This is a genomic window from Azospirillum sp. A29, assembly GCF_042604625.1.
GTDB lineage: Bacteria > Pseudomonadota > Alphaproteobacteria > Azospirillales > Azospirillaceae > Azospirillum > Azospirillum palustre.
In genome coordinates this window covers 1,629,373-1,642,978 of the sequence record NZ_CP170466.1, presented here as the reverse complement: position 1 = coordinate 1,642,978, position 13,606 = coordinate 1,629,373, and the positions used below count along the sequence as shown (strand labels likewise).

Below are 13,606 nucleotides of genomic sequence, written 5' to 3'. Positions count from 1 at the left end.
CGGTGCCGGGGCAGGAACTCATCCCCTCTCCCCCCCGGGGAGTGGGTTAGGGTGAGGGGGATGCACCGCAGGATTTTCCCAAAGATCACGCCACGCTTCTCCCTCACCCCGACCCTCTCCCCGGGGGGGAGAGGGGGAATTCCCCGAAGCCGAGTGCTTTCCATCACTCCCCCTCTCCGCCGCCCGACGACCATTCCTGGACGCGGGCGAGATGCGCGTAGTCGGTGTAGCGCGGCGCCATGGCCGGCCTTGGACGCGAGCGGTAGGGCGTCGCCGGGTCGTCGAACTGCGCGATCAGCGCCTCCAGACCGGCCCGCGCCTCTTCGCCCAGCGCCGCCGGGTCGCCCTTGACCGGCTTCTCCTCGCCGGCCGGGTCGCCGCCGGACAGGCGCCAGAAGGTCAGCTCGGCCACATCGCCCTTGTCCACCCCGCTGAAGCCGCCGGCCGCGGCGATGGCGGCCTCCAGCGGCAGCTGCGGCGCGAAGCCCAGCTCGATCTCGCGCGCGCTCGGCGGGGTGCCGGTCTTGTAGTCGATCACCACCAGCCCGTCGGGGCCGCGGTCGATGCGGTCGGCCTTGGCGGTCAGGGTGAAGGGGCCGCCGGGACCGGACAGCTCCAGCCGGCCCGGCACCTCGGTCGCCAGCGGACGCAGGCGGGGGCGGCGCTCGCGCTCCAGATCGACGAACCAGCCGGCCACCCGCTCGAAGCGCGGCCACCAGAAGGCCCAGACGTCGGGATGGCTGCGCAGCAGCGGGCCGAAGCGCTCGCGCCCCAGCGCGATCAGCCGGTCGAGCGCGTCATGCGGCAGCGGGCCGGGATGCTCGCGGACGAAGGCGTCGAGCGTGTCGTGGATGATCTGCCCGCGGTCCGACGCCCCCGGATCGGCGGCGATGGGGTCGAGCGCCCGCAGCCGCAGGGCGTGGCGGGCATAGATGGCGTAGGGATCGCGCATCCAGGTCTCGACCTCCGTCACCGACAGCTTGCGCGGCCGGGCGGTCAGCGGCGGACGCGGCTCCGGTGCGGTCGCCGGCTGCACGCGGTCGGGCTCGTCCAGACCGCGCGCCCAGCCGAGCCAGCAGGCCCCGCGATCCTCGATCGCGCCGTCCAGATCCAGCGCCTTCAACACGGTTTCCAGCCGCAAGAGCCAGCGCGACGGCACGGTCGGCGTGCCTTCCACCCGCGCGGCGCGGGTCAGCACCACCTCCGGCGCGCCGCAGGCATGGGCGAAGTCGTGGGCCGACATGCCGACCAGCCGTTCCGGGCTGGGCAGGCCGAAGTCGCGCCGCATCGGCCGCGACATCCAGGGATCGGCGGAGGCGGCCGGCGGCCATGTGCCCTCGTTCAGCCCGCCCAGGATGACCAGTTCGAGATGCTGGAGGCGGGCCTCCATCGGACCCAGGATGGACAGGCGCGGGTGCAGGCCGTAGCGGGGACGCACCGCCCGCGCGCTCATCAGCGTGTCGAGCAGGGCCGGGTAATCCTTGGCCGGGATTGCCGGGAAGCCGTCGGCCGCGTCGAGCAGGTCGTGGATGAAGCGCGCCGCCTCCTCGCCGTCGTCCTGGCGCCACAGCCGCTCCGCCCCGGTCAGCTCGTCGTCGGCGGCCAGCGACTCGCAGAAGGCGACATGGGCGCGCACGAGGTCGGCCAGCGGCGTCTCGCTGGCCAGCGCCTCGAGGAAGGGGGCGGCGCGCTGGCCGATGTCGACCAGCCAGCCGCGCAGAAACTCCTGCTGTGCCTCATGGTCGAAGCGGTCGGCCTGCTCCAGCGCCGCCAGCACGCCGTCGAAGCCCTCCGCCGGGCGGGGGCCGCGCAGCACGACGCGCTCCAGCGCGCGGGCCGCGGCGCGGAAATCCGCCGAGTCGCGGCCGCCCGCCGCCATCGGGTGCTTGGCGAGCGCCAGCAGGGCCAGCGGATGGACGCGGCTCGCCACCAGCTCCGCCGTCAGCCGCAGATAGGTGCCGACCGCGGTGTGGGCGAGCGGCTGGCCGCCGGAATCGTTGACCAGAATGCCCCAGCGCGCCAGCGCCATGGCGACCCGGCGTCCCAGATTGCGGTCGGGGGTGACCAACGCTGCCCTCTTGCTCGGAGTCTCCAGCGCATGGCGCATCAACAATGCTATGACCTGCGCCTCCTCCTCCGAGGTGGCGGCGTCGATGCGGGTCAGCCCGTCCAGCGCCGCGGCATCCACCCCGGACAGCTCGCGCCAACCCTCGGTGGTCGCCGCCGGGCGCATCGCCTCGGCGATCAGGCGGGCGCGGGCGCCGCGCGGCTCTGGCGCGTCGGTCCAGGGAAGCACCTCGTGCCGCTCCACCTCCAGCAGGCGGATCAGCTGCGACAGCCCGTGCTGCGGGTGGGATTCATCCTCTGCGATGGCGTCCCAGATCGCGTCGTCGGCGCCGGTGTCGAGGCCGGGCAGCACCACCGCCCCGTGCGGCAGCCGGGCGATGACCGCCAGCAGTTCCGTCGTCGCGACGATGGAGCCGGTGGAGCCGGCGGCGATCACCATGCCCGGCGGCGGTGCGGCCTGCCATAGGGCCGCCTGCGTCTCCAGCGCCAGATTGCGGCGCTTGGCCGGGTCGGTCTGGCCGCCCGACTCGAGGATTGCGGGCCAGACCTCGGTGATGATGCGCAGGAACTTCAGCGTGACCTGCCAGTGCTCGGCATAATCCTCCGGCACCAGCGACTCCAGCTTCTCGAAGCCGGCGCGCTCGGTCCACACCGCGTCGATCAGCCGGCCCAGATCGGCGCCCAGCCGCACCGCCTGCGCGGTGGTCGCCGACAGCCCGTCGGCCCCCAGGATCAGCCGGGCCAGCGTCATCTGCCGGTTCAAGGGCGAGATCGCCTCCGGCAGGTCGAGCGGGACGTCGGACAGTTCCTCCTCGGTCAGGCTGAGGTCGCCGGCATCCAGCTCGCCCAGCGGCGCCATCCGCGGCAGCAGCGTCGGCTGCCCGCCCGACCGCCGCAGGAAGGCGGCCTGCAACGCCCGGCAGGCGCGCCGCGTCGGCAGCAGCACGGTGACCCCGGCCAAGGCCATCGGGTCGCCGCCCACCCGCTCCATGATCCCCGCCGCCAGCATGTCGACGAAGGGCGCGCCCGCGGGGATACTGTAGACTTTGGGGAGGGTCATGAGCCTGCGATCAAATCCTGGGATGGGCCACTTACGATTGAGTATAGCGCGACCCGGCCCTCAATGCGCCACCGCCCGCACGCCGCCGATGGACAGCAGCTCCTCCGCCTCCCGCAGCCCGGCCGGCGTGCCGATGTGGAACCACAGCCCGTCATGGGCAAGGCCGAACAGCCGCCCCGCCGCCTGGGCGCGGTCCCATATCAGGTTGGTGGAGAAGGCGCCGTCGGGCGTGTCCGCCGCAAACAGCTCCGGCTTGACGATCTGCACCCCGGCATAGACGAAGGGCGCCAGCTCGCGCTCGGCCCGGCGGGTCAGGCCGCCCAGCGGGTCCATGTGATAGTCGCCGAGTCCGTCGTAGCCGACCGACCTGGTCGTCGCCATCAGCAGCAGCAGCGCATCCATCTCCGCCGGGTTCCAGTGCGATGCCAAGCGGCGCAGGGCCGGCACCGGCCCGTCGAGCCAGAAGATGTCGGCGTTCACCGTATAGACCGGCGCGGTGCCGAGATGGGGCAGGGCCTTCTTCACCCCGCCGCCGGTTTCCAGCAGCGTGTCCTCCGGCGACAGGGTGATGGCGGGCGCCGTCCGGTCCTTCAGATGCTCGCCGATCATCGCACCGAGATAATGGCTGTTCACCACCGCCCGGCCGACGCCGGCCTCGGCCAGCCGGTCGAGCGCATGGTCCAGCATCGGCTTGCCCAGCACCGGGATCAGCGGCTTCGGCATGGTGTTGGTCAGCGGGCGCATGCGCAGGCCCTGGCCGGCGGCCAGCACCATCGCGGTATCGGGAATGGTCACAGTCATCTCAGGTCGTCTCCGGAACGACGAAGGCGGCGCGGGCGGCGGGCGGCAGATGGCGGTCGAACCAGCCGGCGACCGGCCTGAGTTCCGGCTTCGCCAGTTGGGACTCCAGCAGGCGCCAGACCCGCGGCAGATGGACAAGGTAGGACCGCCGCCCCTGGCTCACTGCCAGACGGACGAAGATGGCGACGATCCGCGTGTGGCGGACCGCCCCCAGCACCGCCATGGCGCGGCGGAAAGCGGCGGCATCGGTGTCGGGGAAGGCGGCGAGATAGCGTTCGACCATCGCTTCGGCCAGAGCGGGCGCCACGTCGCGCCGCGCATCCTCCAGCAGCGAGACGAGGTCGTAGGCCCGCGGCCCCCAGCCGGCGCTCTGGAAGTCGATCATCCCGGCGGCCTTCGCCCCCGGCCGGTCCAGCCGCATCAGGTTGTCGACATGGTAGTCGCGCAGCAGAAGCGACGGCGCACCGGCGCAGACCGGCTCCAGCACGGTCCGCCAGGCCATATCGAAATCGGAACGATTCCCCTCGCTCAAGGGGCTCCCCAGCACCACCGGCATATAGGCGTCAAGGAACAGCCGGGTCTGGACGACGAACAGGTCCGGGTCGTAGATGGGCAGGGCGAGGCGTTGCGCCGCCCCCTCGGGCCAGCCGCGGTGGAGGACGATCAGCGCATCGGTCGCCATTTCATAGAGCGGCTGCGGATCGGCACCGTCGGCCAGCAGGCGGGAGAATGTTTCGCTTCCGAAATCCTCTTGGATCGCCAGCCCCCGCTCCACATCCGCCGCCAGCACGGCGGGAACCGACAGCCCGATGGCTGCCAACTCGGCGCCGATGGCGATGAAGGGGACGAGATCCTCGGCCGGGGCGGGCGTGTCGACCAGGATCAGCGTGCCGCCACCGGCCTTGCGCAGCCGCTCGTACCGCCTTGCGGAGGCATCGCCGGCCAGCGGCTGCCGCACCGCATCGGACAGGCCGTTGGCGGCCAGGAAGGCGGCGATCTCGGCTTGCCGCGCGGAAGAAACGGCCGTCATCGCAGCGTCCAGTCGGCGGCGGCCACCCGCGCCGCCAGCGTGCCATGGCCGGTCAGCGTGGCGCGGCGGGCGTCCGGGCCGTCATGCTGCATCGTCACCTCCACCCGGTCGGGCGGCAGCAGCGGGCCCAGCCGGTCCGGCCATTCGACCAGCGCCACCGCTTCGGCCCGTGCATCGTCCCAGCCCAGCTCATACACCTCGTCCGGTCCCGACAGGCGGTAGAGGTCGAAATGCCAGACCGGGCCGATGGCGGTGTCGTAGGTCTGCACCAGGGTGAAGGTGGGGGACGGCACCTCGGCGTCCTCATGGGTGACGCTGCGGATCAGCGCCCGCGACAGCGCGCTCTTGCCGGCGCCGAGGTCGCCGCGCAGGGCCACGAGGTCGCCCGGCCGCAGGACGGTGCCCAGCCGGCGGCCCAGCGCCGCGGTGGCGGCCTCGTCGGGCAGGGGCAGGGTGACGGTATGGAGGGGAGTGTCCGGCATGGCGCGGATACTGTGCGAAGCCGCCGCCCGCCCGCAAGCCGGAAAGAAGGAGAGGAGTTACCGCCCGATCCGCCGCTTGGGCGACAGCCGGTCGGACCCCGGTGCCGGCCCGTCCGCTCCGGCGGTGACCACCAGCCGCGGCGCCTTGTTGAAGTTCATGGTGATCATCAGCGTCAGCGCGCCGTTGATCAGGTGCAGCATCTTGTCGGATGCCACCGGCAGGGGGATGCGCCGGCCCATGCAGTAGCCGACCAGCGCCGCCGTCACCTCGGGCTCGGGCAACCCCAGCTCGGTCACCGCCCCGTTGTCGTCGGTGATGGTCAGACGGGTTTCGATGCCGGTCTGTTCCGACCCTTCGGTACGGTGGTAGGCGACCTTGGAGACGGTGCCGACCGGCAGCGTGTCCTTCACCCGGCGCCGGCGATCCAGCACGGCCCGCACGACCTCCTGGTCGGTGAAGACCAGACAGCGAAGTTCCTTCATCCCAGGCCTCCACCCAAACCGGCACGCGGGCCGATATCTGAACTGGGTAGCCCGGACGTCCGCCGCAAGACTGTACTGTCGGCTTCGCCACTGCCGCGTGCAATCGACAAATTTAAGCGAATTTAAGCGAAATTGTTTTGCTACCCGGTTCTACCGCCGGGACCGTCCGCCCCGCGCGCGGCACAGCGCCGCCTTCCCCTTGCTGGGGGTTGACCCGGATGGCAAATGCGGACAATGGAAGGACCGTTCGCCGACCAGTTTCCCGCACCCGTCAACCGGCATCCTCAACCCGCCGCCCCGTCTCAAGGAATTGGCTTTCATGTCGCAGACCGCTTCCAGCAACGATGTCCTCACCACCGATGTCGTCATCGTCGGCGCCGGCCCCGTCGGGCTGTTCGCTGTGTTCGAATGCGGCATGCTGAAGATGCGCTGCCATGTGGTGGACGCGCTGGACATGGTCGGCGGCCAGTGCACGGCGCTCTACCCGGAAAAGCCGATCTACGACATCCCGGCCCACCCCTCGATCGAGGCGGCCGACCTGATCGACCGGCTGGCGGAGCAGGCCGCCCCCTTCTCGCCCACCTACCATCTGGGCCAGCAGGTCGAAAAGCTGACCCGCCAGGAAAATGGGCGCTGGCTGGTGGAGACCAGCATCGGCACGAAGATCGACACCCAGGCGGTCGTCATCGCCGCCGGTAGCGGCGCCTTCGGCCCCAACCGCCCGCCGCTCGACGGGCTGGAGGCCTATGAGGGCAAGTCGGTCTTCTACATGGTGCGCCGCCGCCAGGACTTCGCCGGGAAGAAGGTGGTGATCGCCGGCGGCGGCGACAGCGCCGTCGACTGGGCCATCTCGCTGGCCGACGTGGCGGAGCGCGTCTATGTCGTCCACCGCCGTCCGAAGTTCCGCGCCGCCCCCGAAAGCGTCGCCCGCATGGAAGCGCTGGTGCGCGAGGGGCGGGTCGAGATGGTGGTGCCCTATCAGCTGTCCGGTCTCGACGGCGCGGACGGCCGGCTGACCGCCGTGCGCGTCGCCACGCTGGACGGCGAGGAAAAGGCGCTGCCGGCCGACGCCCTGCTGGCCTTCTTCGGCCTGTCGATGAATCTCGGCCCCATCGCCGACTGGGGGCTGGATCTGGAGCGCAGCCACATCGCGGTGGCCCAGCCGGGCTGCGGCACCAACGTGCCGGGCGTCTTCGCCATCGGCGACATCGCGACATATCCCGGCAAGCTGAAGCTGATCCTCTGCGGCTTCGCCGAAGCGGCCCAGGCCGCCCACGCCATCCGCCCGCTGGTCTATCCGGGCGAGGCGCTGCATTTCGAATATTCCACCTCGAAGGGCGTGCCGGGCGCCGCCTGATAAAATGCCCTCTCCCGGGGCGGGAGAGGGAGATATTTTACCCCGCCCTCACCCCGTTTGCCGGCGCCCGCACCGGCATGATGCAGCGGACATGGGCGCTGCGGTAGCCGGGGCCGCCGGTCTCGTCCAGCTCCAGCCGGCCGCCATGCAGCTCCACCACGTTGCGGGCCAGCGAAACGCCGAGCGCCGCGGCACCCTGCGGGTCGGCATCGGGCGGGGCGGCGCCGCTGACCGACAGGGTGATGCTGCCGTTCAGCCGCTCGCCGGCAAGGCGGATGCGGCGGTCGGGCGGCGGGTTGCGGATGGCGCCCACCACCAGGGTGAACAGCGCCTGCTTCAGCCGCTTGCCGTCGCCCTCCATCTCGCCCAGCGCGTCCGGCGCCACCACCTCCAGCCGCAGCCCCTCGCGCCGCGCCCATTCGCGGGTCAGGCCGGCCACCGAGTCGAGTAGGTCGGGCAGGCTGATCGCCCCGCGTTCCAGCGTGGTGACGCCGGCGCCCAGGCTGGTCAGGTCGACCACGTCGTCGATCAGCTCCAGCAGGCGCTGGCCGGCCGTCAGCATGCTGCGGACATACTCCATCTGCCGGGCGTTCAGCTCGCCGAAATACTGGTTCGCCAGCACCTCGGCGAAGCCGATGATGCCGTTCAGCGGCGTGCGCAGATGGTGGGAGACGTTGGCGATGAACTCACTCTTCAGCTGGTCGGCGGCCTCCAGCGCGGCGTTGGAGGCGCGCAGCGCCGTCTCCAGCCGGGCGCCGTCGGTGACGTCGAGATAGCTGTTCAGCACCGCCCCGTCGGGCAGCGGCAGGGTGGAGAACTCCACCACCGACCCGTCGCTGCGCTCCACCCGGCCGGAGCGGACGCTGCGCTCCAGCGTGGCGCCGATCAGCTCCTCCTTCACCGCCTCCCAGGTGGCGGTCTCGCCCGGCCGGTCGGCAACCCTGTCCGCCCCCCTGTCAACCGCCGCGATCTCCAGCAGCGGGCGCATGCGTTCGATGACGTCGGCGATGTGCGGTTCGCCATGCAGGTCGCCATCGGCCAGATCCCAGATGCGGGCGAAGGCCGGGTTGGACAGCTTCAGCCGGCCGTCGCCGCCGAACACGGCGATGCCCTCCGCCAGATTGTCCAGCGTCTCCTGCTGCACCGCCATCAGGGTGTTGTAGGAGGATTCCAGCGCCAGCGTGTTGGTCACGTCCTCCAGGATGGTGATCAGCCCGCCCTGCGGATGCGGCGCCGCCAGATGCCGCAGCGTGGTGCCGTCCGGCAGGTGCAGCATCTCCTCCACCGGCTCGACCAGATGGGTGTAGCGGGTCAGCCGCTCGCGCTTGAAGGTCTGGTAGTCGGCATATTCCGGCAGCCGGCGGCGGGCACGCAGCTCCTCCAGCAGCTCGGCGTTGGTCGGCTCGGTACGCAGCCATGCCTCGTCGAGATCCCACAGCCGGGCATAGGCCTGGTTGAAGAAGGTCAGCCGGGTGTCGGGGCCGAAGATGGCGATGGCGGTGCCCAGCCGCTCCAGCACCTCGGCATGGGCGGTCAAATGGCGGTCCAGCTCGCCGCGCAGCTCCTCCAGCGGGGTGAGGTCGAGGGCGTAGCCGACCGCCAGCGTGCCGCCGCCGTCGGTCAGCGGCAGCGGCGCCTCGGTCACCTCCAGCAGGCGGCGCTCGGTGCCGATCACCACGGGGGCGCGGTCGGACTGGGCGAAGCCGCCGCTGCGCGCCCGTTCGGCCAGCGCCCGGCCGGTGGCGGTCAGCTCCCGCCCCTCCGCCACCACCGTCTCGGGATCGCCGTCCACGGCGCGGGCATAGGCGCGGTTGCACCAGGACAGCCGTAACGAGCGGTCGCGCATCCACACCGGCAGCGGCAGCGCGTCGGCCATCGCCTGCAAATCGGCAAGGCGGGAGCGCGCCGCCCCAGCCGCCTGTTCCTGGCGCTGGGTGGCATCCTTGGCGGCGTCGCGGGCGACGGTCACATCCTCGATCCACACCACGTCGCAGTGGGTGTCGCCGGCCCGTCCGCGCCGGCCGGTCAGCACCAGCCGCCGCCCGTCGGGAGCCGCCGCCTCGCAGCGGAAGGGCTCACCGTCGTGGCGCAGCCGGGTCAGGGCGGGGCCGAGGTCGGGCGCCTTCAGGGTAGCCAGAACATTGGAGTCGGCCGTATTGGAGTTGGGTGTATCGGAGTTGAGCGAGGCGCCCCCGGAAATGCCCAGCAGGGCCGCCGCCTCGTCGGACAGAAGGCACTCGCCCCGGTCGGTCCAGGCGCACCAGGGCTGCGGGGTCGCGGCCAGCATCGCCCGCCAGCGGTCGCGGTCTGTGGCGGCGTGATCGGCTTGGCGCCGGGGTTCCTTGTTCCAAAAGAAGCCAGCGAGACCGACCACGCTTTTCACCCCCGGGACTGCCGGCGCTTCGTGACTGCCCGGCTGAATCTGTCAAAATGATTCAAGATGCGCAGAGTAGTTCAGCCCTTTCCCACCGACAAGCGACACCCGCCGACCTTGCGTCTTTTCGGATTGCCGTTCCCGCCCAGGTAGATTTCGCTCCGACACGTCCGGTTACGCCATGCTCTCTTCCGGGCTGGGCACCGTCTCTTTCGTGTGGCGCAGGGCGCAAATCGCCTTTTCGACCTCGGGAAAGGCCGCAGCCATGGCCTGGGCATGGCGGGCCATGTCGGTTTCGCGCCCCTCGATGACGGCGCGTTCGAGCGCCGTGCAGGCGGCGGCCAGCGCCTTCGCCCCGGCGGTCCGCGCCGCCCCGGCGGCCGAATGGGCGGCGGCCCGCGCCTCCTCGCGGTCGCCGGCGTCGAGCGCCTGCCGCACCCGCTCCAGCGTCGGGCGCGTCGTCTCGATGAAGAAATCCATCATGTCGAGCGTGCCGTCATCCAGGCTGTTCTTCGCCGTGCAGCCGAAGGTTTCGCGCACATGGTCGAGGTCGAGAACCGGAAGCGCCTCCTCCGCGACGGCCGGAGCCGGAACCGGTGCCTCCGCCGGTGGGGGGCGGGCCTCCAGCCAGCGGCCCAGCACCTGGGACAGCTGCGCCAGCGTCACCGGCTTGGCGAGATAGTCGTCCATGCCGGCGGCCAGACAGCGCTCCATCTCGCCGGACAGGGCATTGGCGGTCATGGCGACGATGGAGGTGCGCCGCCGCCCGTCCCGCTCCTCCGCCCGGATGCGGCGGGCCAGCTCGTAGCCGTCCATCACCGGCATGTGGCAGTCGGTGACGATCAGCCGGTGCCGGCCGACGCGCCAAGCCGCCAGCGCCTGCTCGCCGTCGGCCGCCAGCTCCGCCGCATAGCCCAGCCGGCGCAGCTGGCGCAGCACGACCTGCTGGTTGGTCGGATGGTCCTCCGCCACCAGGATGGGGCCGTGGCCGGCCGCGTCCGCCGGTCCGGGCGCTGCGGCAGCGGAATCGGCATTGCGTGCCGGTGGCTGGCCGGCCGGCTCCGCGCCGGCGGCATCCGGGGCCGTGCGGCCGGTCAGCGTGGCCGCGGCGCGGATCAGGGCGGCGCGGTGGACCGGCTGCACCAGCCCGGCCGCCGACCCGAAAATCGTCCCGGACGCGGTGTGGGGAGAGGCGACCGCCCCACCGCCCGCCGCCCCGCCGCCTGCCGTCCGCCCGTCGCCGAGCAGGAGCCGCGGCAATCCCGGAGCACAGGCGCCAACCAGCGGGTCCAGCCGGCCGGCCAGCGCCGTCGTCGTCACCAGCAGCCCGAAGCCGCCCCGCCCCAGCTTCGATGCCGCGTCGGCCACCGAGGAGGAGACCATCACCGCCGCGCCGCCCTGCTCCAGATAGCAGGCCAGCACCGCGCGCTGCACCTCGTCCTCGTCGGCGACGAGGACCGGCAGGCCGTCCAGCGGTGTGGAGGATGGCGCCGGCAGGGAGTCCGGCGCACGCGGCAATTCCACCGTGAACCAGAAGGTGGATCCAGCGCCGGGCACCGAAGTGACGCCGATGCGCCCACCCATCCGCTCGATCAGCCGGGTGCAGATCGCCAGCCCCAGCCCGGTGCCGCCGAACCGGCGGGTGGTGGAGCTGTCGGCCTGGCTGAAGGGCTGGAACAGCCGGGCCTGCCCCTCCGGCCCGATGCCGATCCCGGTATCCTCCACCGCCACATGCAGGCGGACATGATCCGGCCGGGCCGGATTGGCGTCGACGGGACCGACGGTGCCGACGCGCAGCACCACCCGGCCGCGGTCGGTGAACTTGATGGCGTTGCCGGTCAGGTTGAACAGGATCTGGCGCAGCCGGCCGGAATCGCCGCGCAACCGGTCCGGCACCGACCGGTCGATGGCGCAGATCAGCGCCAGCCCCTTCTGGTGGGCCTGGGGCGCCAGCAGGTCGGACACTCCCTCCACCAGATCGGCCGGGCGCAGCTCCAGCTCCTCCAGCTCCAGCTTGCCCGCCTCGATCTTCGACAAATCCAGGATGTCGTCGATGATCCGCAGCAAGGCCGCCCCGCTGTCGCGCATGGTGGAAACCAGCGTGCGCTGCTCCTCGTCCAGCGGGGTCAGGGCCATCAGCTCCAGCATGCCCAGGACGCCGTTCATCGGCGTGCGGATCTCGTGGCTCATCGTCGCCAGGAATTCGGCCTTGGAGCGGGCGGCGATCTCCGCCTGCTCCTTGGCGCTGCGCAGCGCCTCCTCCGCCTGCTTGCGCGCGGTGATGTCGTAGCTCCAGGCCAGCACCGCCGGCTCGCCCTCGAAGCTGGTGCGCTGGAGCGTCTGCAAGGCCCAGACCCGGCTGCCGTCGGGGCGGTCGACCGCCACCTCGGCATCGCGGACCAGCACGCCGCCGCTCTCCGCCTCCCAGTCCTGGCCGGTTCCGCCCCGGCTGATGCTGGCGCCGGGCAGGGCCAGCGCGTGGCGGCTGCCGACGAAATCCTCCAGCGGCCGGCCGGCCAGCTCGGCGGCGCGGGCGTTGGCGAAGGCGACGGTGCCGTCGGCGCGGCCGATCGAGACGCCGACCGGGCTCTGTTCTAGGATGGTGCGCAGCCGGCGCTCGCCGTCGGCCAGCGCGCTTTCCCGGGCGCGGATGGTGGTGACGAAATAGGACAGCGCCCGCGCCATCTCGCCAATCTCGTCCCGGCTGCCGGACGGGGTGGAGGCCGGCAGATCCAGATAGGGTAGGTCCAGATCGGGCATCGGGTCTGGAGTCAGGCCCGGCATTCCGGCCGGCCCGGCCGTCTCCACCGCCTGCATGGCGCTGCGCAGGCGGCGCAGCCGCGCCACCACATTGCGGTGGATGTAGGCGAAGATGGCGGCGGCGCCCAGGATCGACAGCACGGCCATGGCGATCACCGCCCGCTCGCCGTCGCGGATCACCCGTTCGAACTCGCCGGACCGATGGGCGACATCCTGCTCCACTGCCAGGAAATAGTCGGAGACGATGCCGACCAGCTGGTCGGAGACCGCCTGGTTGCGCGCGGCCGACCGCTTGATCGACCGTTGCAGCGACAGCTCCGCCTCGCGCAGGGAGAACAGGGGCGAGCGGCCGAACGCCTGCTCCACCAGTTCGCGCTGCAACGGTTCCAGCCGGGCGGCCTGTTCGGCCGGCAGCAGGGCCAGCGCCTCTGCGGCATTGTCCAGCGTGGTGCGGGTGTCGGCCTGGAGACGGTCCAGCTGGCTGTCGCGGTCGGCGCGCAGCGCCGCCAGCAGCGTGGTCGCCGCGCCGGTCAGCTCGCGGCGCCAGCGCTCCAGCGCCTCGCGGCTGCGCTCCGCCGCCTCGGCATCGGGCAAGCCGGCCCGCAACTCCATGGTCCAGGCGCCTTCGGCCTCCTGCGACTCGGCGGCGCCCAGCCGGCCGGTCAGGGTGGCCAGCGCCTGGGCGCGGGCGCTGGTCTCGGCGGTCAGGGCCAGCTGCTGCCGGACCTGGGAGTTCAGGGTCAGCAGCGTGCCGACCAGCTCGTTCTTGCGGCGGTCCAGCTCGCCCAGATCGGCGCGGCTGCTTTCGGCCCTGTTGTTGTCGGTCCTGCCGCCGGCCTGATCGGCGAAGCGCACGGCGCCGCCATGGGCGATCAGCCGGGCCATCAGCTGTTCCAGCCGGACGATCTGGTCGCCCATCCGCGCCATCACCGCTTCGCGCGCGGTCTGGTCCTGGGCGGCGACCAGGGCGGGGGCGATGGCGGCGACGGCGCCGCTCTGCTGCACCAGCTGGGCGGCGGCGACCAGCCCCGGAACCTTGGCGGTGGCGATCTGCTCGTAACCCTGGTGGAAACGCGAGAACAGCGAGACGGCGACGACGCTGGTCGCCGCGGCCAGCCCGCCGATGACCGTCAACCCCGCCAGGATGCGGAACGCCACGCTCCGCCCCAGATTGAGCCTCAGGCTCCGCCCC

The 13,606-nt window shown here is 71.9% G+C and carries 8 protein-coding genes; 1 reads left to right on the top strand and 7 read right to left on the bottom strand.

What is annotated here, in order from left to right; genetic code table 11:
* Nucleotides 1-163: 163 nt before the first annotated feature.
* The 5 genes from addB to ABNQ38_RS22700 are packed head-to-tail and all read right to left on the bottom strand — an operon-like array spanning nt 164 to nt 5,923.
* A complete protein-coding gene (gene addB, locus ABNQ38_RS22720; protein WP_377808167.1) occupies nt 164-3,127 on the bottom strand; it encodes a double-strand break repair protein AddB in 2,964 nt (987 codons plus the stop codon).
* 60 nt (nt 3,128-3,187) lie between these two features.
* Nucleotides 3,188-3,928: a nucleotidyltransferase family protein gene (locus ABNQ38_RS22715; protein ID WP_377808166.1), complete on the bottom strand. Its 741-nt coding sequence runs from the start codon at nt 3,926-3,928 to the stop codon at nt 3,188-3,190.
* Between the two features lies 1 nt (nt 3,929).
* A complete protein-coding gene (locus ABNQ38_RS22710; RefSeq protein WP_377808165.1) occupies nt 3,930-4,958 on the bottom strand; it encodes an aminoglycoside phosphotransferase family protein in 1,029 nt (342 codons plus the stop codon).
* Nucleotides 4,955-5,440 (bottom strand): tRNA (adenosine(37)-N6)-threonylcarbamoyltransferase complex ATPase subunit type 1 TsaE, encoded by a 486-nt coding sequence (tsaE, locus tag ABNQ38_RS22705; RefSeq protein ID WP_377808164.1) that lies wholly within the window; start codon nt 5,438-5,440, stop codon nt 4,955-4,957. The genes ABNQ38_RS22710 and tsaE overlap by 4 nt, the downstream gene beginning before the upstream one ends.
* Nucleotides 5,441-5,497: 57 nt before the next feature.
* Nucleotides 5,498-5,923, bottom strand: coding sequence for a hypothetical protein (locus ABNQ38_RS22700; protein ID WP_377808163.1), 426 nt, complete (start codon nt 5,921-5,923; stop codon nt 5,498-5,500).
* Between the two features lie 319 nt (nt 5,924-6,242).
* Between ABNQ38_RS22700 and ABNQ38_RS22695 the strand changes: the two genes are divergently transcribed.
* Nucleotides 6,243-7,280, top strand: coding sequence for an NAD(P)/FAD-dependent oxidoreductase (locus tag ABNQ38_RS22695; protein ID WP_377808162.1), 1,038 nt, complete (start codon nt 6,243-6,245; stop codon nt 7,278-7,280).
* Nucleotides 7,281-7,317: 37 nt separating this feature from the next.
* Here ABNQ38_RS22695 and ABNQ38_RS22690 read toward each other — a convergent pair whose 3' ends face one another.
* Nucleotides 7,318-9,654 (bottom strand): PAS-domain containing protein, encoded by a 2,337-nt coding sequence (locus ABNQ38_RS22690; RefSeq protein ID WP_377808161.1) that lies wholly within the window; start codon nt 9,652-9,654, stop codon nt 7,318-7,320.
* A 174-nt stretch (nt 9,655-9,828) separates the two neighbouring features.
* Nucleotides 9,829-13,572, bottom strand: a complete 3,744-nt coding sequence (locus tag ABNQ38_RS22685; RefSeq protein WP_377808160.1) for an ATP-binding protein — start codon at nt 13,570-13,572, stop codon at nt 9,829-9,831.
* Nucleotides 13,573-13,606 lie beyond the last annotated feature (34 nt).

Bases quoted from the DNA above. Each gene is read 5' to 3' on its own strand.
- addB (WP_377808167.1), bottom strand. From the start codon at position 3,127: ATGACCCTCCCCAAAGTCTACAGTATCCCCGCGGGCGCGCCCTTCGTC.
- ABNQ38_RS22715 (WP_377808166.1), bottom strand. From the start codon at position 3,928: ATGACTGTGACCATTCCCGATACCGCGATGGTGCTGGCCGCCGGCCAG.
- ABNQ38_RS22710 (WP_377808165.1), bottom strand. From the start codon at position 4,958: ATGACGGCCGTTTCTTCCGCGCGGCAAGCCGAGATCGCCGCCTTCCTG.
- tsaE (WP_377808164.1), bottom strand. From the start codon at position 5,440: ATGCCGGACACTCCCCTCCATACCGTCACCCTGCCCCTGCCCGACGAG.
- ABNQ38_RS22700 (WP_377808163.1), bottom strand. From the start codon at position 5,923: ATGAAGGAACTTCGCTGTCTGGTCTTCACCGACCAGGAGGTCGTGCGG.
- ABNQ38_RS22695 (WP_377808162.1), top strand. From the start codon at position 6,243: ATGTCGCAGACCGCTTCCAGCAACGATGTCCTCACCACCGATGTCGTC.